Origin of the sequence: Bradyrhizobium sp. CCGUVB23 (assembly GCF_024199885.1) — a bacterium.
Lineage (GTDB): Bacteria > Pseudomonadota > Alphaproteobacteria > Rhizobiales > Xanthobacteraceae > Bradyrhizobium.
Genome location: NZ_JANADQ010000002.1, coordinates 58526 through 80448 on the forward strand (window position 1 = coordinate 58526; position 21923 = coordinate 80448).

Consider the following 21923-nt stretch of genomic DNA (forward strand, 5'->3'; position numbering starts at 1 on the left):
TCTAGCGCCGGCCCGTTTCTATCCCACAGGGGGAGCGCAGCGCCGCGCATAGTTTTTTTTAGAAGGAGCGCTCACCAAGGCGGGATTGCTGAGCGCAAAGCGATGATCGACCGTGACCACGATCTGCCGATCAGCAAGCAGGCGGAAGCTCTGAACATCAGCCGCGGCAGCGTCTATTATCTGCCGCGTCCGGTGTCGCCCGACGACCTCGCGCTGATGCAACGGCTTGACCGGCTGCATCTGGAGTTTCCTTTCGCCGGTTCGCGTATGTTGCGAGGCCTGCTGGCTGCCGAGGGGTGCAAGATCGGCCGCCGGCATGTCAAAACGCTGATGCGGCGGATGGGGATAGAGGCGCTGTACCGGCGTCCGCGCACCACCCAGCCCGAGCCCGGCCACAAGATCTATCCCTACCTGCTGCGCGGCATGGAGATCACGCGTCCGAACCAGGTCTGGGCCATGGACATCACCTACAGTGCGCCTCGCCCTGAGGAATCGGGGAAGCGTATGTTTGGAATGCATTGAGAAAGGAGGAATTTGACGAGCCTGCTTCCTGCTGTGAGGAAGCATGAGCCCAAGCGGCGGTGACCTGCTGTCAACTGGCAGGGTGACGTAGCCCGCAGGTAAAGGGGATTGAGGCGAAACCGTTACGCCGAGATGGTTCCCGAGGCTGAGTATCGGAAGGTTGAGGAACACGAACCGGTTCATCCGCGTCTGTGGGCTGAAATGTCGCCTCCGCCTACACGGTTTAACAGGCGGAATGCTGAATGGTGTCGAAGGATATGTAGCCGGAGACACCCGAACGCGAGCGTAGATGTAGGGCGTCTTGCGTGGGCCGAGGGGAGAACACAGCCAAACCTGAGGCAACGGCATCGACTTGCAGCAAGCAAGGGAAAAGACTGCGACCGGCAACCTCACCGATGCGCTGGTAGTCCAACATATGAACGAGGGAAGGCATGAGCGGAATGGCAAGGGAGTTGACCCCGATGTCCGTCATGCTGGCAGAGCTCCCGTAGTAGTCCGAGGCCGGGAAAGCCGGTCACATGGCGAAGGGGAGCAGTTTGAGTTGCTTGGAGTGCACGTGATCTGACCTAATGAGGTGAAGACCTTTGATAATCAGTGAAATGCAGCACAAGCTCGCGATATCAGGATGTCGCAATGGCCATGGGCCAGACTTGAACGGAGAGCCGTATGCGCTGAAAGGTGCCCGTACGGTTCGGGGAGGAGAAGCGCTTATGCGCTTCTTACTCCATTCCCGATGGCGCGCGGCTTCGTCTATCTCGCTGTCGTGCTGGACTGGGCGACCCGCCGGGTTCTGTCGTGGCGGCTCTCGATCACCATGGAGGCGGCGTTCTGCGTCGAGACGCTGGAGGACGCTTTGGCGCGTCACGGCAGGCCTGAAATCTTCAACACGGATCAGGGCTCGCAGTTCACCGGCTCGGCCTTCACCGGCGCGCTCGCCAGCAACGGCATCGCCATCAGCATGGACGGTAAAGGAGCCTGGCGGGACAATGTGCTCGTCGAGCGGCTGTGGCGCAGCGTCAAATATGAGGAGGTTTACTTGCGGGCCTACGACAGCGTGTCCGACGCCCGCGCCTCGATCGGCCGATACCTCGACTTTTACAACCGCGCATCAGAACACCCATTTGTCTATGTTGTTGAAGAGAAGAGACTTTGCTGATCGGGATGCGATCCTGCGGGGTATCTTGGGTTCTGCCGCGCTCGTTCGGTGATGGATGTGGCGGCATCCGTGGTCAAAGCCGCGCGCGCGAAGATCCATGGCCCATCCGGTAGAGGGTGGACGGCTTCGATCTGACCAGCTTCTGCGGCCAAGCGCAGCGTCTTGGATGCGACCTTGAGAAGCCTGGCGGCGTCGGAGAGATTGAGCCATGGCTCGACGCTATCCTCGGCCCGCCGGAAGACGAGTATCCGATGATAAGATCGTGTGGTTGTGACGCGCTCGCGGGTCCAGCGGTTGCCGTTGCCTGTCCTAAGGCCGTTGCGGTTGAGCAAGCCCGCAATCAGGTCGTCGCTGGCGATCAGCACCAGTTGCCGGACGGCTGCGATGATGTCGTCGGAGGTGCTGTTACGCTGCCCACGTCGACGCTTCGGCAGCCGCATCTCGCTGTGAGCGCCGCCCGCCCAATGCACGACGAGAACGATCTCGGACGCTTCGTCATCGATATCGGCAATGACCTCGTGAATCAGCGTACGGACGATGCGCTTCTTCAGCCGCGCATCGGTGGTCGGCCCTGACCAGACTGACTTGAGGTTTGAGGCCAGTACGCTGAGCAGCGTTGGATCGATCGCTGTCGGTGCGGTCGCCGCATCATGCGCGGCAATCTTGCTCTCTACCTCGGCGACGCGGGCAAGCGAGCGATTCCAGCGCGCCTCAAGCTCCGCGGCAACCAGACGATTTGCCGGATCCGCCGTGTCATATTGCCGGAAGGCGCGATCGGCGGCGTAACGGGCCGCTTCGAGATCACGGCCGAGCGCTTCGCGAACTTGATCCCTCTGATGTGTGGCCTGGGCTGCGGCGGCCGTAGCCGCCGCAACGGCGCCGGGCCCGACAACGCCGAGCAGTGCCTCTTCGATCGCATCATCGACGCGCAAGCCTCCGAACGCGATGCAGCGCGGTTCGCCGTTGTCCATCCAGCCGCGCGAGCAGCTGTAACGGGGGATGTGATGCTTCATACCGCTGTAGCGCAGCGTCAGCTTGCGGCCACAACGCCGGCAGCGGATGAGCCCAGCGAGCAGCGCCTCGCCATGCTTGGGCGCGCCATGATGCCGGCTCGTGGGCACGTTACTGGAGACCATTGTACGGATCGCTTCGAACCTCTCCCAGTTCACATAGCCTTCGTGGGCGTCCGGCTTGAGGGCGAGCCACTCCGCGCGTGCCCTCCGGCGGATCTTCACGCCTGCGCCATGGACGCCGTACCCCGTCGCTACGGCTGTTCTACCATAGGCGTAGGCTCCGCCGTAGACCGGGTTCTCGACCATCCTGTGGAGGGTCGCGTAGCTGGGCCGCCGCCAGGCTGTGTCGCCGTTCGGCTGCTTCACCGGTAGGTCGAGGCCGTGCTCATGGAACCATAGCAGCGCCTGCCGCGCGGTCCCGAGTTCCTCGATCTTGTCGAAGACGAGCGTAATGGCGTCCTGCACACGCCGGTCCGGATCCTTCTCGTAGCGATCACCGACCTTCACAAACCCGACGGGCGTGGCCGCAATCAGTTCGCCGCGGCGGGCCTTCTCGTAGCGTGCCGAGAGCGAGCGTTGTCGCAAAAGGTCCAGCTCATACTCGTTGAGGCTACCCTTCAGCCCCAGAAGCAGTCGGTCGTTGCCATGCCGCGGAGCATAGACAGTTTCCTGGTCAACCAGCACCGTGTCGACGACGCGACACATCTCGATCAGCTGTTGCCAATCCCGGCTATTGCGGGCGAAGCGCGAGACCTCCCGCGCACAGACTGCGCCGACCTTGCCGAGGCAAACTTCGGCCACCATCCGCTCGAAGCCCGTGCGCTGGACGCCGCCGGCAGCGGAGCGCCCAAGGTCATCGTCGATCACCTCGATCTCGGACCACCCCAGCGCCGTCAATCGGTCGCGCATCGCGTATTGCAACGCGCTGCTCTCACGATTGTGCAGCACCTGATGGGCGGAGGACTGGCGCACATAGAGGATCGCCTTGCGCTCAAGGTGGTGAGGGCGGACCTTGTCACTGATCATGACTGTCTTCCCTCTTCGCGAGCGTTGCGCTCAGCCGCGCATGGTCCAGCACCAGCTGCGTCATCAAGTTCACCAGCGCATCCTGCGCCTCCTTCGGCAGCTCCCGCCACTCTGGAACCCCGACGGCGCTGTGCGCGATGCCACCCGCGAACAGGTCCATCTGATGCATGCCGAACCGCCGGTTGCGCCGAACCGGCTTCGCCGATATCGCCGTCCTGCTTGCCATGAGCCTCTCCCCGATTCTGATCGTGAGAGACTCCGCATGCACCGGAAAGCGGCTCATTCAATGATGATGCGGTCCTCTTGACCGCTGAATCGAGAAGCGCCGACAACGCGTTGAGCGCTTCCAGGCTGACAAAGGGCTCTGCCGTTAGGCTGCCACCGCGAGCACATGCCGCGCGGTCGAACATCCAGGATGGGATCTCCAGAAAACGCTGCGTCTCCGATCCATCCAGCGTGCAGCGGAAAACAACGCCGTCCGCCTTGTCGATCACGGCATGGACGAAAACCTCGCGGCCTGCCCAAGGGTGAAGCCGGTATAGAACCTCACGGCATACGGTCCCGTGGGCGTTCTCAAGCCTTGTTGTACAATTGCCGCCGCCCACATTCGAGCCTTGACGGCAGCACACCGGATCAAGCTTACTTCACCTCGCTGCCGCTCCGCACGGCAGCCTAACCCGGCAGAGGCTCCACTTATCGATACGGAGATTCTGTTCAGACAACCGGGACCAGCTCACACGATGGTTGCAGCCGTTCTCCGAAGGTCGTGGGGCGTGAAGGCTGTCAGCTCTTTGCTTTCCTCTTCGCCCTCGTCTTTGTCCCCCAGTAGACATAGCGGACTTGGCCGGACTTGCTACTGGCTCGACCCGGCCGCGAATGACACCGTTTGAGTCAATTCGGCATCGAGTCGCAAACGCTTGGGAGGCACTCAGACAAGCAGCGCTCATCCAGCGCGGAGGTCGAATATGGCGGCGACTTCCCGCGGTCGCAGATCATCGAGCTGGTGCGCAAGAACGAACGGGCGCTATGCCCCGCCGGAGCTTCTGGACCTGATCAACCGCACCGATCGTTCGCGCTATGAGGAATACGATCGCACGTTGATGACCGATGCGGAATACGATCTGTTTAGCCCTCAGGCGCGGATCGCGCGAGCCGGCGCTTCGCCGAGGGATCCGAGGCGGCGGCCAAGAGGTCCTTCCAGCTGTTGGGCGGGTTGCCGCGTGTCAGCATTTTCCGAAACACGGCGTAGGCGTCGTGGCACTCTCATAGGCGCGCAGGCTCGAGTCGTCGTTCACCCATGCGAGGACGATGATCTTGGCGTCAGCCGAGTGCTGGTAGCGAAAGAAGAGACGGAACTGCTGCAGGAATTTTGCCCGGAACCAGTGCTTGTAGTCTTCGCCGAGCGTGGCGCCCTGGCGATAGACATCGCGCGTGGGGTCGCTGGGGATATCCTCGAGCGCCACTTTGAGAACCGCGGCGAGGAGCTTTGTCGCGCGCTTCTTCTTGTAGCCCCTGGGGTCTTTCTTGCGCGCCTTCTCGACAGCCTCGATCATTGCCTCGAGCTGGTCGAGGAAGAGAGGATGCGCATAGATCGTCCACCCGCTGATCGTGATGGTGTCGTCGCTCACGCATCATCTTTCGGCAGAGCCGCATCGAGATCGACCTCGACGCCCTTGACGAGGGACTTGCCGCGGGCGACCAGCGATTTGGGCACGGGCCGAATCCGCGCGGGCGCCGTCGCCATGTCACGGGTGAGGAATGCGAGAAACTTACCGATCACGGGATCGCCTTCGTCGGCACGCGCTTGCTTTTTCGCGATCACGACGGTGCCGTCGGCCAGCCCACGAAACACCACCTGGTCGCGTTTGCCGAGCGCCAGCATCTTGCGGATGGCGGCGGGCACGGTCGTCTGGCCGCGCTCGGTGATGGTCGCGGGGATTTCGAGGATCTCAGCCGTCTTTGCCATTGCCGGTTCCCTTGTTTCGTCGTACCGAACTGATGTAATGCATTTGCATTGTAAGTCAAGATGCGGACAGTCCCTACGCGCATCCGAGCCCATGAGGATGAACGCGCTTCTCTATCGTCAGGTCGAGTTCGCGCTTTTCCTCCTCGAGCGCCCGCTGCTGCCGCATCAGTTCGGCCTGCTGCTTTTGGGCCTCGGCAAGCTTCGCGTTGTTGGTATGGAGGGTTGCTCGCAGCTCAGCGGCTTCCGATTCCTTCGCCTGGAGCTCGGCCGCGGCCGCCTCCCGCGCCTTCTTGTTTTCGGTCGCGACCAGCTGGGCGCGTTCGGCGGCCAATCGCTTCGCGACGTGGTCTTCGATTTGCTCGCGGTCTTTGACCAGCTGTTCGCGTTCTAGGCGCAGCGCCTCGGTCTTACGCTCCATCTCGGCATCTTTGCTGGCCAGCTGTTGTTGAAAGCGCTGACGGATTTCAGCGAGGAGGGGAGCGGCCAGTGACTCCGTCAGCCGGATCTCGTGATTGCAGTTGGGACAATGCAGGGTAAACCCCCCAGAAAACCTCCTAGAAGAGGACCTCGCAAGGTTCTTCGCGGCTCCGATATCTTCGGGCGCCGAAACTAACGGTCGTAAGGAGTTTGATCCATATTTCTTACATGACGTCGTAAGATTTTTGATGCATATCTCTTACAAGTGGACAGTAAAATGGCCAGCACAGCGAACCAGATACGATCGGATGAGCCATGACCCTCAGAGTCTGTCCGGAAAGATTATCTTGGATTGCATAGCTTTCGCAGCATGAGTCGGATGGAGGCAAGCTTGAGAAAGGCGAGCGCCCTGTGATTGAAGCACTCCCAATCTTTGGACAGTCTTCGGCATCGCCCGAGCCAGGCAAAGGTACGCTCGACGATCCAGCGTTTGGGCAAGACGACGAAACGGTGAGCCTGATCGGAGCGTTTGACGATTTCGAGGTTCACGCGCTTCAGAGCGCTACGCAGCCCCTTCTGGAAATGTGGCCCTTGATATCCGCCGTCGGCGTAGAGCTTCAGAAGAAAGGGATAGAGGCCGAACAACGTTGCCATCAGGAGCACGCCGCCGTCGCGATCCTGGATGTCCGCCGCATGCACGATGGCGTGCATCAAGAGGCCCTGCGTGTCGACGAGAATGTGCCGCTTCTTGCCCTTGATCTTCTTGCCCGCGTCGTAGCCATGGAGATCATGAGGCCCCCTTTTTCAGCGCTTTTCACGCTCTGGCTATCGATGATGGCGGCGGTGGGAGAAGCCTCGCGCTCGGCCCTTTCGCGACATTCGACATAGAGGGTGTGATGAATATTATCGAGCGTGCCGTTCCAGCTCCACAGATCGAAGTGGCCATACAGCGTCGAGCGCGGCGGCAGGTCCTTGGGGATCGCGCGCCACTGGCAACCTGTGCTCAGGATGTACATCAGCCCGTTGGCAATCTCACGCAGGTCCACCGTACGCTTGTTGCCGCCGCGCTTGGCCGGCGGGATGCGAGGCGCGATCAGCGCCCACTCCGCGTCGGTCAAGTCGCTCGGATAGCGCAGCCGGCTGCGGTCGTAGCGTGCACGGTTCTCGGTAGTCCACATTGGCGGCGCGTCCCCATCGAATCAGGCCGCTCACCTTGAATCACAACCGATTCATTCGACTCAACATGTTTTCGAACAGACACTCAGCCGAGCAAGGTATGGACCGCACGCGATTTTGCGGACACCGGCACTCGATCGGCCGTCGACGTCGCCCTCCACCGCCTCCGGAGTCGTTCGTGAAGAACGTTTCTGAGTGTCCGACCGAAAAATAAGTTGAGTGATATCAGCGAGTTCTGATTCCATTGGTGTTGCGAAGCATCAAAGGGATCGAGAATGTGGACTGATATCACCCGGGCACAGTTTGCCCGAGAGGAGCTGCGTTTGCCAAGCGACTTGACGGATGCGGAATGGGTCGTGCTGGAGAGGTTGCTTCCTGTGCGGGCCAAGCGCGGGCGGCGCCCGAAATGGAGCTATCGGGACATCGTCGAGGCAGTGCTCTATCTGCTGCGCGGCGGGTTGCCGTGGCGCATGCTGCCGCCCACTCTGTTTCCACCAATGACCACGGTGCAGTACTATTTCTACCAATGGCGCGACAGCGGATTGTGGCAATCGATCAACCACGCACTCCTGATGCTGGCGCGCGAGGCGATCGGCCGGGAGGCCTCGCCGACGGCTGGTGTGATCGACAGCCAATCGGTCAAGACCACCGAAGGTGGCGGCCCTCGCGGCTACGACGCGGGAAAGAAGATCAAGGGTCGAAAGCGCCACATCGTCACCGACACCCAAGGGCTCCTGGTCGGCGCGATCGTTCACGCTGCCGACGTCCAGGATCGCGATGGCGCGCCAGATGTCCTGTGCAGCATTCGCTACCGCTTCCCCTGGCTGCGCCATGTCTTCGCCGATGGCGGCTATGCCGGCGAAAAGCTCAAGGCGGTGCTAGAAAAGATCGGCCGGTGGACTGTCGAGATCATCAAGCGCTCCGATGCCGCACAGGGCTTCGAGGTGCTTCCGCGCCGCTGGGTGGTCGAACGAACCTTCGCCTGGCTCGGCCGCAACCGCAGATTGGCCAAGGACTTCGAGCGAACCATCGAAAGCGCAACTGCCTGGCTCTTCCTCGCCTCCGTCCAACTCATGACAAGGCGCATCGCAGCCATAAAAACAGCAATGCAATTTGAGTCAGACTCTCACGCCGGGTCGCACGTTCGCTCCAGGCATGGCGAATGCCGCTGGACGTAGCCACGACGGGTCTTGCGCTCCAGCCAAGACTCGAGGGCCTCGGCGGCCTGCACGTGTCCATCGAACAGATCGAGCCGCCGTCGACCGCGTCCACCGAGACGGCCCCATTCGCGCACCAATGCCGTATCGCCAAACAGGGTCGGCTCGATCGTGAGCACATAGAACCGCGCCATGTTCCAGGCCGGATCGCGGCGTTCGAGCACGAGATATTGCACGGTGAGTTCGGACATGCGCTAGAATCGCAGCCGCCGAATCGACCGTCCAATTAAATAAATGAATCGATCCGGGCCAACGATTCAAAAATGTTATGCAGGCTACGAGACAACCGAGGTCAGGCGATAGCCAGCTGAGCTCAAGCCCGCAAGTTCCGGGCTCGCTGGGCGGCGGCGCCTCCCTGGAGATGTCGTCTGAACAAGGTGCCACGCGCGTGCTCGATGGAGATCCCCTCCTCCGACCTCAGGCATTGCGCAAGATCCGCACCGGGGGTTGAGTTCTTGAAGTTTCTAAGAGAGATCGATGCTCAACTTCCTGAATAACTAACCCGTCTTATCCGCGAGAGGGCGCCTGAGAGGCTGGCGAGCGTGGTGTAAAGCGCTGATGCGGCGTAGGATTCGGTTGCGAAGCCAACCCCATCACCTCAACCGCGAACGCCACGCCCGCCATGACCGATGATACGATTCTGCCCTTCTCGTTTCCAGCCGTTCACGCCAAGAAAGTCACAGCTGCCTTCGATGGTGGACGCCTAACCTCGAATGGGGGCGTGATGCTTCTGGCGATGGCCGAGCGGCGTCTCGGTTTGGCCGACAATTTGGCCCGGGTGTTCCCGGATCGGCGCGATCCGACGCGGGTCGTGCACAGCCTTGTCGATATGTTCCGCGCGCGCATGTTCGCGATCTGCTGCGGCTACGAGGACGCCGACGACCTCGATCATCTGCGGTCCGATCCCGCATTCAAGCTGGCCTGCGGACGGCTGCCGGACAGCGGTCGCGATCTGTGTTCCCAACCGACGCTGTCGCGCCTGGAGAATGCTCCGCGCCTGCGCGACGTGATCCGACTGACCTACACTTTGGTCGACGCATGGATGGATAGCTACCCGCGCGAGCCGGCATCCGTCACGCTCGACATCGATGATACCTGCGATGTCGTCCACGGCCATCAGCAGCTCTCGCTGTTCAACGCTCATTATGACGAACGCTGCTTCCTGCCGATCCACGTCTACGACACGGAGAAGAGCCGGCCCGTGGCGGTCGTGCTGCGGCCCGGCAAGACGCCGGGCGGCGTCGAGGTGCGTGCCCATCTGCGCCGCCTGATACGGCATATCCGGACGCGGTGGCACAAGACGCGAATTACGTTCCGTGGCGACGGGCACTATGCTCGGCCGGAGGCCATGACGTGGTGCGAGAACAACGGCATCGACTACATCTTCGGTCTGTCCGGTACCAAGCCTCTCGCCAGAAAAGTCGACGAGGTCGCCGACGACATTCGCACGCGACGCGCCATCGAGAACCTGCCTGTTCTGCGCGGCTATACCGAGACGCGCCACAAGGCAAAGTCCTGGGATCACGAACGGCGCACTGTCGCCCGTATTGAGGCGACGATGCTCGGCCTCGACATCCGCTTCGTCGTCACCAGCCTCGATGTCGGCTCGGCCGAGTGGATCTACGACAGCCTGTATTGCGCGCGCGGCCAAGCCGAAAATCTGATCAAGCTGCATAAGACGCAGCTCGCCTCCGACCGCACCAGTTGCCGTTCGGCGCTCGCCAACCAGGTCCGTCTCGTTCTCCACACCGCCGCTTATTGGTTGATGCTTACCGTGCGCGGCGCCATTCCCAAAGTCCGGGAATTGGCCACTGCCGAGTTCGCGACGCTGCGTCTTCGTCTCTTGAAAATCGCAGCCCGGGTCGTCGAAACCGCGAGCCGCATTCGCCTTGCGTTCGCCGCGGCATGCCCCGAAGCCGACCTCTTCCGCAGCTTGCCCGGCGCGCTGCTCCCGCTCGGCCCGTAACCGACCGGGCCTGCGCCCGCTCACCCGCCCCACTCCTCCAACGCGTACAAAACAGCTTGATGTAGAACCCGGTGACAAAAGGCCGGACGGTCACCCACGCCAGCCGCCAACCCCCGTCAGACGTCAAGAACGACCGTGCTCTCGTGAATAGATCGGGCTAGCCAATGACATACACGAGCGCTTGCCCTCGTTGGAGGAACGGCTCGTCAATCTTCGCGCGCAATACCAGAACCTTGGCGGCGATTGATCCGGCCTTGAAAATGCGAGTCGAAAGTGCACTTGTTCCGCTATCGCTCCGGTTGCATGATATCCAAGCTTTACGGAGCGGCCCTTCGCGGGGGGATGCAATGATCAGGGGTGCACTGGCTGGTGCGATGCTCTTGTTGACGACGTCAGTATCGATGGCCGATGCCATCATCACTGATGCGCTCGCCCTGTACGACTCCGGTAATCCAGTCGGGCGAGCCTTCATGCAGGGGATGACGCAAGGTGTTGACTGGGCAAACACGGCTAGCACGGTAAAGCTATACTGTCCGCCTCCCGGTATTGTTCTGACGGTCGAGCAACATGTCGGAATGCTCAAGGATATGCTCGCGCGCTATCCCGAATTTCACGACTCCCCGTTGGGTGCGGCGGTGGTTGTGATGTTGCAGAAAAACTTCCCTTGCCGGAGATGACAGCGCCCGGCGCAGGAGACCAATTTGAGCACACCGGAGCAGATGGACGAACACGCCACCCGCGAGGCCACCTATCGCGCCATCGGGATGTTCATCCACCAGTTCGCATCAGTTGAGTGGGCCTTGCGATATCACCTCGCCCAAGCGGTCAAGCTCAGCCCGGTCCACATGGACATCATCATCACGCACGACTTTGCCCTGCTGTGCACGGCCGTCGCTGTGACCTTTTCGGACAAACTCAAGACCGATGCGGATAAAAAACAGCTTAAAAAACTCATCAGCCAATGTCGGGCAATGAACGACACCAGAGTCAAGGTCGTTCACGGTCAGTGGTTTCCTTTCATGGAAGGTGGCGCGGTTACGCATCGATCACGGCAAAACTTGAAGTCGGAAAGCACAATCGAAATGGCCAGCGCTGCTGGAGAAGCAGGCGCAGGACGGCGTCGGCTTGTTTATCAGCCTCTACGACCTATTGGGAAAGTTCGAGGAGGTTGATCAAAAGACATCGTGACTGTCCACCCGGATCACATTCTGAAAAGGAGGAAGGCGAGCAGCGCCACCGCAGCAAGCCGAACACAACGATTGTGATAGACCGGTTCACTGCCCATGGGTGGGATCGTAGCGCCATGTCGTAGTCTGCACTATGCGCCTGCTCCGATAAAAAACAACCGGGCGATCAAACAATTGATCCCCCGCAATATTCCCCTGAGCAGACAAGTAATATGTATTGGGCGTCGTCTGCTGCCTTCGATTAGGCCGCCGTACGATCTTCCTTATCCGCTCCGCGCATCACAATCCTGAGTACATCATCCGGCAACGGTCGTTGCGATGCCTTGGCCTCATCCCATGCCGCGCGCATCCACACGTCCCGCTCCTCGTCGGTCGTCAGGAAGCCATAGACAAGGTGCGGAGCAGGGATCGGCTTGGACTTGGTGCCACGCTCGCCTTTGAACTCAGTCCAGATGCCCGCAAACGCCGTGAGCGGACGGTCGTCATTCAGCGCAAACCAGACGACGTCCTTCTTTTTGGTCGCCGGGTTCGGCTCGGGCGCGTATTCGGCGAAGCTGTTGAACGGCACGAGACGACGGTTTTCGGGCTTAAGCCAGCCGCGCCAGTGCGGCGATGAAGTGTTGCGGATATTGGTGACCGGCGCGGCGCCTGTGCGCGGCGGCGATGGCATGCCCCCCCCCCCGCATCAGCGTCATTTCATTTCCGGCTTCTGTGTTGGATCACGGGCGCGGGATGGTCCGGGAAGACGCCGGGCATCGGCGTAAGTTGCCGACGTAGCGGTTGACGACGCGGAAGAGCGCGAGGATGGCGGCTGGTTAGTGGTGATCGAATAAAGATTACACATCGCGATTACCTTTAACCTCGTCTTGCGCTACGCCACCGACCTCGGTTGATCCTGCTGGTTCAACGCACCAGCGCACCGCAAACCGCGCCAGCACGGCAATCCGGCCCGGATCGGCGCACGTTTCATGGTCGGCGGCGAACGTGATGTTCGAACTCGAAGATTTCGTTGCTGACACGCACCAAGAGAGAATAGCGATCGGACAGATTTTTGATTACGGTTTCGCGTTCTCTAGCGAACCTCTCACGAAAGGAAGCTTGGATAGATTGAAGCTTTTGGAAGTTTTCGATAGTCGGCGCAGGTGGTCCACTTTGTTCCGCATGAGATTGGCGCTCACGTTGCGCGATCTCAGTAGCGATCTCATGGACCAAAGTATTCCTCTCGTCGCGCATCTCGACGATATCAGGAGCGAGAGCAATCAATTTCGACAGACATCCGTTGTTTGTGAATTTGTCGGCCGCCTCAATGAAGGGTGATGAAAACTTTCTGCGGGGCTCGCCGTGAACCGTGCCCTTGGATCTATTATAGTCCTCCTGTCCCCGCCTGAACGCGGCGGCAATGAACAATTCGCGTAGGCGCTCCGATGCGGTCGCGAGATAAATCAGCGCGCTCATGCGGTGAAGATCAAAAAAGGGGTCGTTGACAAAATGCCTCCCCCTCGCTGCATCGATTGACAGTAATAACAGCCCCATCGACATTCGCGCGGCTTCCATCAATCCCTCAAAGTCTGCGCCAGCGATAGCAATCGTCTTCAGCCATTCCGGCGGCTCGGGTTGCGCGGCTTTGTGCGTTCCGCGCGCATTGAAGATCATTGGATTGTCGATTGGAGGGTCTGTTTGCCATTGCGCATGTCCGAAGAGATCGGGATCGGCATCATATGCATTCAGCCATCCAAAGTTCCCGAGCTTCCAAATTTTCGCGGCCGTCAATAGACGCTCCGCCTCGGCATGGAGCGTATCGTTCAAGTGGTGTGTCGGCCCAGTTGTCACAATGGATGGCCTCTTGGGTTCGTTGTACTGCTGTAGCTGAGGCTACGGAGAAAATGATAAATCGCAAGGCCGCCCGGAGCCAAGGCGCGGCGAATTGATTCATCTCCAGCGCACAGCTAAGGGACACATTCATCTGAAATTTCGGAGCCTTGGCTTAACTCCGGACCTCGCATAGCATCGGCAAAGGTTTAACGTCGCACCGGCATCAAACAAATGAGCCGTTTCCTGCTGTGCAGCATAGCCGCTACCTGCTTCGCCGGGCCTTGGTACTTCATTCCTCCGAAGCGAATGCCGACTTCTTGGAGCGATGCTGCCACTTCGCCGAAAGTCACGGAAGCGGACAGCGCGTTCTAAAGCCCCGTCAGTCCACGGTTTACTGATATCTCTTGCAGCCTCTTCTCATCTGCATCTGGACGCAATATTATCTTCCATTCAATTGTGACCAGTGGCACTCCAGCCCATCTTTCGTAATCGCATTCGTAGTACACGCCGCGCCGCCCGACTCCCCTCGCGCATCTCGCGCCAGCGGAAACCAGCTCTTTCTGCAAAACTTGAAGATCTGAACCCGCAGGAAAGCGACTGTTCAGATACGTTTGCGCGGCGCTCACAATCTCCTTTCGCGGCAAGGACTCGAAATAGTTGAAATCGAAAGTCGTCGGATCTCCTCCCATCGCTTCTTCAGAACAAATGGATGGAAGTACGACGACTAATAGTGATACCCAACCCGCCAAGCCCAAGCGCATCTCCCATGTCCTTCAGTCTTGAGCGCCGCACCGCGACATGAACGAAGGTTAAGGCGGCATCCCGGCAGGTTCCACTCCCAATTCAGCCGAGAATGCCTATTTTTCCCGGATGCGTTCATTTGAGTTTTGCCTGCCGACCAAGGGCACACCTGTTCCGGACGGCCCCGATTGGCTCCACGAAGTGAAATACGACGGTTATCGCCTCCGACTGGTGCGCAGATCGTTCTTCATCGCGCCCTGCACGGATTTGGCGACCTTGTCGAGCACGTTGCTGACTTTAAGCACCGCCGGTGTCTGCGCGCTCATCGCCGTCGCATGCGCTGGGGCTGCAGTACCGAGCTCGCGCGGGCTTCGGCTTTTCTTTCTTAGTGCCGAGGCCACAGCGGCTGGAAATGCCCCGGCGTGTGCAAAATGTGCACCAGTCGACCTTCCTGACCCAGGACAGGATGCACGGTCCACCCGCCATTCGCATGTGCCTCGATGGCTTGAATGCGCAGGCCAAAACTGGTCGCCAGCACGACCCCGACACCAGCGCCGTAAAGGTCGATTTCGCCATGCGGATCGACCGTGCCGTCTTGAACCAGGCTATTCCGCAACAACTGAGCCTGTTGCTGAAGTTGCTGAGTCTGCGGCGTTTCGTCGTCCTGTCGCTCCGTGTTGCTGGCCAATTGAAGAACCGTTTCCAGCAGGCAATTCAGTCCTTGGCCACTGGCTTGTCCCACGTAGGCATTGAATCGCGCCAAAAATGCTTGGAGCGTGTCGCTCAACGGGCCGACAGACAAGGCAGGCAGCGATGCGCCCGCGAGTGCCTGTGAGGGCGCCTGGTGATGTGCCGCGGGCGGCCCTCCGATGGCGGCGGCGCTGTGCCGATCGGAGCCAGAAGTACTGGTGTGTTGCCAAGGATCGCTGACGATGTTTTCTTCGAAATGACGCCCCCAAAAGCCCGTGGGCATCTCTGATGGTCCCATGCTTTCGGCACCGCTGGTGTCACCCCAGTCCTGTGCGCCAATCGGTCGTGTGTCGCCGTGAGCAAAGTCCTGGGGAACATACTCTCCGATGTCCGGAAGGCCGTACAGTGCCTGCGAACCGCCTTGCCCGGAGGACGATGCACCGGCTGTGGACGATGCCGCGACCGCAGATGATGGAACAGTTCCGGGGCGCACCTGCACCGCTCCCTGGTATTCAAACCCGGATTCCGGAATCAGCATAACGTCACCGCCGAGCAAATTATTTAAGGTCGCGACCTCCCTTCTTCCTCTCCCTGCCCACTGCGCCGAATACGATCGATCAAGGATCCTCAGATGTGTCGGCCGACACGGCCCCGGCAGGAGTCCGCGTGCGTCGAGGGCGCGGATCAGCTCGGGGGGAGCCGGTTGGCTGCCGTGCTCCCAGCTCAAACCGACGATACTTCCAAAATCGGCCGCCGACAGGCGAGCGACGAAACTCGATGACGCTTCCGAAGTACCGGCAAATGAAGATCGTCCGATGGCTTGATCCCACAGCGGCGAAGCATCGCCGATGCCGCCCACAAACGGGGGAGGTACCTGCGACGCGCCGGGCTGCGGAGCGCTTTCGGCCGCCGCATCGTCTAGAAACGACATGATCAGTTCATGATCGCCCTCACGGAAGGCGAAGTCATCTAGCAAGCTGAAGTCAACTGGCGATGCCGCAGCCTCCGACGATGCGCCAGGCGCCGCCGAGCCGCCGTACGCCGAGGATGGCTCCCCACGTCCGGCAGGCGATAATGGCCGAAGCACAGCTGAGGCCGGGGTAACTTGAGCATCGTGACGCGGCTCATAGCTCGTGGACACATCCGGCGCGACAACCATGTACTGAGTGCCCGGCCCGGCGCTCGATTGCGCCTGCTTGCGGCACAATTCTCGAAGGTACCCCAACGCAGCCGGCAGCACGTGGTTCTTATAGTGTTCAGCATCCTGGGTCAGCGTATTGTCGTACAGGCGGCTAGCTATCGACCTCTTTTTTTGCGCCTGGAGCCAAATACTGAATCCGCAAAGAGCAGAAGCGTAGTTGCGGGCAGTGGCTGGTTGCACGGGCAAGCGTGCCATCCTAAAGCCGGAAATAAGCCTCTCATCCTCAGCACACATCGCTTTGATGGGGTGGCGGCCAGCGCGGCTGAGTTGCGCATCCCTTTCGAAGAGCTGGTGCTGTGGGGCAGAGTTCCTGCGGGCGATAGACCTCTCATTGAATCCGGCGGGAAGACGCACGCCGGCACTGACAGCTCGAAGGCGGTCCAACGTTAAATTTAGAAGTCGTCGGTCAGGTTTGCGAAGCCTGATCGCATAGGCCCGCAAATCGTCATCCAGCTGGCTCAACCGACCGGCCAGTGGCGGCCTTTCAGTCTTGCGAAGCCATTCGCTAAAGTTTCGCGCGAGGCGCCTCATCCATAGCACGTAATCTCTGTTGAAGCCGCCCTCGGCTTGATTCGCGAAGCGAGCAATTAGTGCCGCATCAACGTCGTGGGGGCCCGGTTCTGGCTGGACGGAAGAGCTACCGGATGAGCCGTGCTTTTGCTTTTTGCGCGGCGGACTGTCTGTCATCGTCGATCCCTCCTTCAGAACTCACCCAGCGCGCAATCAGTCAACCACCGTTTGCAGGCGTTTGGAGCAAATTCTGCGTCGGATTTTGAGCCAAGGGCCAATCGGTGGGCGACGCTGTCGTCCGCGACGCGAGGATAGCGGAAGCCTGCAGATCCACGCTGAAAGTCCAGTCGATCTCGAGGGTGCCAGTGTGGAAATCGTCGACAAGCGGGTCTGTGAAACGAGCATCGATGCAAATTTCGGCACGGCGGCGATGCGCAAGAGAGTGAGAAAGTCTCTGCCCCATCTCACCTCGATGCGGCCGCTTGCGGCAATCGAAGCGAAGTACAGGGTTAGGTTACCGGTCTGGAAACCGAGCCTCGTCCAGTCTAACTTTGCCCAATCGGCGGTGGGAATTGGAAGCTCGGGGAACTCGATGAAGAGAGTTTCGATCTGAGCCGTGTCATAGGCGAAGCGCTGCCCTCCCTTCTTGCGCCACGCGATCAGCACATGTTTCGTCCCAGGCTCCAGATCGAGCGCCGCGAGGGATCGATGACTTACTTCCGTCGATCCATCGTTTTTCCGGGCAAAGATTGATGGCTGCGGCCGCAGCGGCGAACAGCTGCATCATTTCGTCACGGCCGGAGTTTGGGCCAGTGCCCCGCTTGAGGCCGCCTTGCTGAAGAAAGCAGACGGCCTGGTTGGTGATGACGTTCGGCCCCAACGGTGCGTCCCGCCGCGCCGCATCGCGACCATGGCGAGAGCCGCTCCGAGGGCGATTGCCATCTACGGAGCCCGCTGAGAGACGTTTGTCTGAGCCTATGACGAGTAGCTGCGGGTTCCAGATAACGCACCACGGGCGGGCGCAGGCGGGTTGCGTCACGGCTTGGGCGCTTGGCTTGGAGATTTGGCCCATTCGTCGAACTGAGATGCTGCTTCTGCCTGTTGGGCCTTGATGAGCAAGCTATTGCGCTCCGGTCCCGGGGGTAACCGCGACGCCTTGTCCCGCGCCTCTTTCGCAACTGCCGTCAGCCGTTCATGCAGCGATTTGCCGATCCGACCTCGTCTCACCATAGGACACTCCGCGAGAGGTCATGATGCAATTAAATATAGGTAGATAGGAGGTCGCGTACGCCTACGAAAGTTAGTAGGCCATATGATGCAGTTTCAACTGATACGCATTGATGGTTGCGGTGCGGTCGCGGAGCTAGAGAAATGCCGATGTGTCGCGGAGCTATGGGCATGCTGAGACCTAAAGAATATCGCGAACTAGCTCAGATCTACAGGGACATGTCGAGAGCCGGTGATGTGTCGCCTAGGCGATTGTGCGTCTTGGTCAGCATCTCCAAAACATATGCCAAGTTGGCCGACCAATGTGAGCTCCTAGACAACATCGCCAAAGATGAAGACTGCAACCACCACAGTCATTGACCAAATCATGCTCACGCGCCCGGAGTACGAGGCGGCTACGGTCGACGACGTGACTTCCTCTTCCTCGCTCGTGCTCGGCTGCTCATCTTCGAGAAGCAGCAGGTCGAGAATGTAGTACTTCATGATCCAGGCCGGCACGATCAGAACGGATTCGGGCCGCACGGTCGGCGTCGTCGGAGAATATTGGATGAGCTCGATCAATTCGTTGCGATAGACGACTTTGCCGGGTGTGATCGCAACGTCCTTACCCACCACGTGGGTCTGATCGCTCCTCAGCTTTGCACCGGCGAGCAGAGCCTGGCAATCCTCGATCCAGTTGTGCCAGCCATAGACGAAATTGCCGCCGTCGGTCTCCATGATCTTGCGAAGAACTTCAGGATTGCAGAGGGCGAAATTCGTGGGAGCCACCGTGTCCAGACATTGACGCAGCGTGAAGTCCACGATTGTTGCTTTCGAATGCGCCAATCCATGAATACCGGTTGTTGTCGAATGCCACCATTGTTCGGTCAGCAGGAAGGCCTGGGCAAGAAGATTGAAGGAAGGCAGCTCCCAATCCGTACCCGTGAAACGGCGGGCGTTCTCCGGCGGCCTGATCACGGACCAAGGCTGGAACCTTGCATGCCTCGGCACCATGGCGTCGACAAGATCAAATGCGTTCTGGATCGCCCGACCGACAAGACTGGCCTGCTTTCCGGGCGAGGCCAGAAGATGCACCGCCAGTCGGCAAAAGCCAGGGCCAGGGCTGCCGGAGAGAGACCTCCGGTAATGCGCGCAAGCGCCGCGTGGAAGACTCGATCGATGGCCTCGACGGCGGGATCAGAGCCCGACTGCTGCGCTAGCACGGGTCTCTCACTGATCGGAGGCTCCACGGGGACCTGATCAGAATGGAAGCTGTGAGAATGCGGCCGACGGATGCTGGAGGCGACATATTGAACTCCTTTGGCGCCCACAAGCTATCCATGTCGTCCAAGACCGAATTGAGCTGCATCAACCCGAAGATCGAGCTGGCTCCTACCTTCGCCTGGCCCAAGTGACCTAATAGACCGGCGAGCCCTTCAATGATCGAGCAGCCCAACGCGGCCAAGGCTTTGGCTCCTGCCGAGTTCTGGCAAGCGCCAAAGGACGTCCTCTACCATGCGCTCGGCTCCGGTCCGGAAGGGCTTTCGCAGGCCGAAGCGGACCGGCGCCTGGCGATCTTCGGAGCCAACCGTGCTGACGCCTCTCAAAGCCGTTCGGTCCTGCGCAAGCTCGGCCAACGCCTTTGGAATCCGTTGATTGCAATGCTACTGGCGGCCGCACTCGTATCCGGGGTAAGCGGCGACGTTGGCAGTTTCGCCATCATCGCAACCGTGCTGTCTCTATCCCTCACTCTGGACATCATTCAGGAACATCGCGCCGAGCTGACGGCAGAGGCGTTGCGGGATTCGGTCGCAATTCAGGCCGACGCCGTCCGGGATGGTAAGGACGTTGCGATACCGGTGACCGCCCTCGTCCCGGGAGACGTCGTAAAGCTCCGTATCGGCGATCTCATACCAGCCGACGGCATTGTCCTTGAGGCCCAGGAATTGCAGGTCAACGAGGCTCTGATGACGGGCGAGCCGTTTCCGGCCCTCAAGACGGATGCCCCCTGCCCAGCAGCATTGCCCGCGGAAGCTACGAATGCGCTGTTTGCCGGAACGAGCACCGTGGGCGGAAGCGGGAAGATGTTGGTCGTGAGGACTGGAGGTCAGACGCGCTTTGGCGCGATCGCTGCGGCACTGGCGGCCAATGCCCCACCAACAGCTCTTGAACAGGGCGTGCGGAAGCTTGGACTGCTAATCCTTCGGCTAACGCTGTTTCTCACTCTCTTTGTCCTGATGGCTCGTCTCTTCGCGCAACGACCCGCAATGGAGTCCTTCCTGTTCGCGGTCGCACTCGCTGTGGGCTTGACGCCCGAGCTATTGCCCATGGTTATGACGGTGACGCTCGCCCGCGGCGCGCTGCGCATGGCCGACAGAAAGGTCATCGTCAAGCGACTGTCCGCGATTCACGATCTGGGTGCGATGGACACGCTTTGCGTCGACAAGACCGGTACGCTGACGGAGGCCAAAATCACGCTCGAGGCGCACGTCGATCCCAAGGGGCGATCCAGCGATCGCGTCCTGAGCCTCGCTTATCTCAACAGCGCCTTCCAGGCCGGCGTCAGAAGTCCCCTCGACGAGGCGATACTATCAGCGAGGAGCGACGGCATAGATGGCTGGGTTCGGCTCTCGGAAGTGCCGTTCGACTTCGAGCGAAGGTGCCTCTCAGTTCTGGTAGCGCGGAACGGCGCGCAGATGCTGATCGCAAAAGGGGCGCCGGAATCCATCCTGGTCCGCTGCGACGCCGTAGACATCGACGGTCTGGCCCATCCGCTCGACGACGCCTTGCAGCAGAAAATGGGAGAGATCCAGGATCGATATGCTCGCGACGGTTTCCGGCTTCTTGCCGTCGCCGTGAAATCCATTTCGCCCGGGCAGCAGACAATTGCCGTCGGCGACGAGGCGGATTTGACCATGATTGGGTTCTGTGTTTTCGCCGATCCACCGAAGCAGGATGCGGCTTCGGCCATCAACGCCCTCACCTCGCTCGGCGTGACGATAAAGATTCTCTCGGGTGACCACGGAGCAGTTGTCTCGCACGTTGCGCGATCGGTAGGTCTTCAGACGGATCGTATCATGACGGGCGCCGAGATCTCCGAATTCACCGACGCCGCGCTCGTGGCCAAGGTCGATGACATCGATCTGTTTGCCCGCATTGATCCTGATCAGAAGCGACGGATCATTGCCGCACTCCGCCATCGCGATCACGTGGTCGGCTTTATGGGAGACGGCGTCAACGATGCCCCAGCGATCCATGCAGCTCACGTGGGCATATCCGTCACGGGCGCTACCGAAGTCGCCCGCGCGGCCGCCGACATGATCCTGCTGGCTCCCGACCTTTCAGTCCTTGCGGCTGGTGTGCGCGAAGGCCGCAGAACCTTTGCCAACATACTGAAGTATGTTCGAATGGGAACGAGCTCGAATTTTGGCAACATGCTTTCGATGGCCCTGGCCTCGATCGTGCTTCCATTTCTGCCGTTGCTGCCATTGCAGATCCTGTTGAACAACCTGATCTACGATTGCTCCGAAATTGGCATCCCTTTCGATGAGGTCGACCGCGAGGACGTTGCCCGCCCGGAAGCCTGGAACATGGCAAATATCCTTCGCTTCACGATCGTCATGGGCATGGTCTCCTCCCTGTTTGACGTGGTTACCTTCGCCGTACTTCTCAAGCTGTTTGAAGCGGATGCGGCACTGTTTCAGACCGGATGGTTCGTCGAATCAATATCCACGCAAATCCTGGTGATCTTCGTGATCAGGTCTCGCTGGAGACCGTGGCGCGCGAATCGCCCTCACATCATCCTCATCGCCACATCTCTTGGCGCACTCATCGGCGGTGTGGGGCTTGCCCTCGGCCCATGGGGAGGACTATTCGGCTTCACCGCGCCTTCTGCGGCGATGCTTGCGACGATACTCGCTATCGCGGCTTCTTATCTCATCTCGGCGGAGATTGCCAAGCGCCTCGCCGTCTCAAACCCGTAAGGCCCGCGAGTGGACGGCTCGGCGGTTTGAGAGCGTTGACGATCGATGACCGATCAAAAGCCCCCGCCTCGTTGCCGAAACGATGTCCGGCGCGTTCGCTCCCGCTTTGACGTGCGTCAAGATGCTGAGCGGCG

At 60.2% G+C, this 21923-nt stretch carries 15 protein-coding genes and 5 pseudogenes; 8 read left to right on the plus strand and 12 right to left on the minus strand.

Annotated elements, in window-relative coordinates; all coding sequences use genetic code 11:
• Positions 1–54: 54 nt before the first annotated feature.
• Together NLN62_RS48345 and NLN62_RS48350 are read left to right on the plus strand one after the other, a co-directional pair.
• Positions 55–471 (plus strand): annotated as a pseudogene (locus tag NLN62_RS48345) (IS3 family transposase); the annotation flags it as partial.
• A 769-nt stretch (positions 472–1240) separates the two neighbouring features.
• Positions 1241–1639: pseudogene (locus NLN62_RS48350) on the plus strand (transposase); the annotation flags it as partial.
• 8 nt (positions 1640–1647) lie between these two features.
• Here NLN62_RS48350 and NLN62_RS48355 read toward each other — a convergent pair.
• From NLN62_RS48355 to NLN62_RS48380, 6 genes and pseudogenes are all read right to left on the minus strand, one after another.
• Positions 1648–3717 carry a recombinase family protein gene (locus NLN62_RS48355; RefSeq protein WP_254113922.1) on the minus strand — a complete coding sequence of 690 codons (2070 nt, stop codon included), beginning with the start codon at positions 3715–3717 and terminating at the stop codon, positions 1648–1650.
• A complete protein-coding gene (locus tag NLN62_RS48360) occupies positions 3707–3943 on the minus strand; it encodes a hypothetical protein (RefSeq protein ID WP_254113923.1) in 237 nt (78 codons plus the stop codon). Before NLN62_RS48360 ends, NLN62_RS48355 begins: the two co-directional genes overlap by 11 nt.
• Positions 3944–4940: 997 nt before the next feature.
• Positions 4941–5345, minus strand: coding sequence for a type II toxin-antitoxin system YhaV family toxin (locus tag NLN62_RS48365; protein ID WP_371933153.1), 405 nt, complete (start codon positions 5343–5345; stop codon positions 4941–4943).
• The gene (locus NLN62_RS48370) at positions 5342–5683 is read right to left on the minus strand and encodes a type II toxin-antitoxin system PrlF family antitoxin (protein ID WP_254113924.1); all 342 of its coding nucleotides are present in this window, start codon (positions 5681–5683) and stop codon (positions 5342–5344) included. Before NLN62_RS48370 ends, NLN62_RS48365 begins: the two co-directional genes overlap by 4 nt.
• Before the next feature lie 73 nt (positions 5684–5756).
• Complete coding sequence (locus NLN62_RS48375; protein WP_254113925.1) at positions 5757–6101, minus strand: hypothetical protein; 345 nt, start codon at positions 6099–6101, stop codon at positions 5757–5759.
• Between the two features lie 341 nt (positions 6102–6442).
• Positions 6443–7278 (minus strand): annotated as a pseudogene (locus NLN62_RS48380) (IS5 family transposase).
• 273 nt (positions 7279–7551) lie between these two features.
• On the opposite strand from NLN62_RS48380, the pseudogene NLN62_RS48385 reads away from it, so the two are divergent.
• Positions 7552–8367, plus strand: a pseudogene (locus NLN62_RS48385) (IS5 family transposase); the annotation flags it as partial.
• A 35-nt stretch (positions 8368–8402) separates the two neighbouring features.
• Here the strand turns inward: NLN62_RS48385 and NLN62_RS48390 are convergent.
• The gene (locus tag NLN62_RS48390; RefSeq protein ID WP_254113926.1) at positions 8403–8684 is read right to left on the minus strand and encodes a WGR domain-containing protein; all 282 of its coding nucleotides are present in this window, start codon (positions 8682–8684) and stop codon (positions 8403–8405) included.
• 431 nt (positions 8685–9115) lie between these two features.
• On the opposite strand from NLN62_RS48390, the gene NLN62_RS48395 reads away from it, so the two are divergent.
• The 3 genes from NLN62_RS48395 (at position 9116) to NLN62_RS48405 (ending at position 11631) form a co-directional block, all read left to right on the plus strand.
• Positions 9116–10459, plus strand: coding sequence for an IS1380 family transposase (locus NLN62_RS48395; RefSeq protein ID WP_254113927.1), 1344 nt, complete (start codon positions 9116–9118; stop codon positions 10457–10459).
• Positions 10460–10806: 347 nt separating this feature from the next.
• The gene (locus NLN62_RS48400) at positions 10807–11136 is read left to right on the plus strand and encodes a hypothetical protein (RefSeq protein WP_254113928.1); all 330 of its coding nucleotides are present in this window, start codon (positions 10807–10809) and stop codon (positions 11134–11136) included.
• Positions 11137–11160: 24 nt separating this feature from the next.
• The gene (locus NLN62_RS48405; protein WP_254113929.1) at positions 11161–11631 is read left to right on the plus strand and encodes a hypothetical protein; all 471 of its coding nucleotides are present in this window, start codon (positions 11161–11163) and stop codon (positions 11629–11631) included.
• 256 nt (positions 11632–11887) lie between these two features.
• Here NLN62_RS48405 and NLN62_RS48410 read toward each other — a convergent pair.
• The 3 genes and pseudogenes from NLN62_RS48410 to NLN62_RS48420 all read right to left on the minus strand — a co-directional run bounded on the left by NLN62_RS48410 (position 11888) and on the right by NLN62_RS48420 (position 16777).
• Positions 11888–12490, minus strand: a pseudogene (locus NLN62_RS48410) (SOS response-associated peptidase family protein).
• Positions 12491–12612: 122 nt separating this feature from the next.
• A complete protein-coding gene (locus NLN62_RS48415) occupies positions 12613–13452 on the minus strand; it encodes a hypothetical protein (RefSeq protein WP_254113931.1) in 840 nt (279 codons plus the stop codon).
• Between the two features lie 1132 nt (positions 13453–14584).
• Positions 14585–16777: a hypothetical protein gene (locus NLN62_RS48420; RefSeq protein ID WP_254113932.1), complete on the minus strand. Its 2193-nt coding sequence runs from the start codon at positions 16775–16777 to the stop codon at positions 14585–14587.
• A 190-nt stretch (positions 16778–16967) separates the two neighbouring features.
• On the opposite strand from NLN62_RS48420, the gene NLN62_RS48425 reads away from it, so the two are divergent.
• A complete protein-coding gene (locus NLN62_RS48425) occupies positions 16968–17213 on the plus strand; it encodes a hypothetical protein (RefSeq protein ID WP_254113933.1) in 246 nt (81 codons plus the stop codon).
• Positions 17214–18139: 926 nt separating this feature from the next.
• Here the strand turns inward: NLN62_RS48425 and NLN62_RS48430 are convergent.
• Positions 18140–18892, minus strand: coding sequence for a hypothetical protein (locus NLN62_RS48430; protein ID WP_254114243.1), 753 nt, complete (start codon positions 18890–18892; stop codon positions 18140–18142).
• Positions 18781–19137, minus strand: coding sequence for a poly-beta-hydroxybutyrate polymerase N-terminal domain-containing protein (locus NLN62_RS48435; protein ID WP_371933154.1), 357 nt, complete (start codon positions 19135–19137; stop codon positions 18781–18783). Before NLN62_RS48435 ends, NLN62_RS48430 begins: the two co-directional genes overlap by 112 nt.
• 108 nt (positions 19138–19245) lie before the next feature.
• Here NLN62_RS48435 and mgtA point away from each other — a divergent pair, with 108 nt between their 5' ends.
• Positions 19246–21789, plus strand: a complete 2544-nt coding sequence (gene mgtA, locus NLN62_RS48440; protein WP_254113935.1) for a magnesium-translocating P-type ATPase — start codon at positions 19246–19248, stop codon at positions 21787–21789.
• Positions 21790–21923 lie beyond the last annotated feature (134 nt).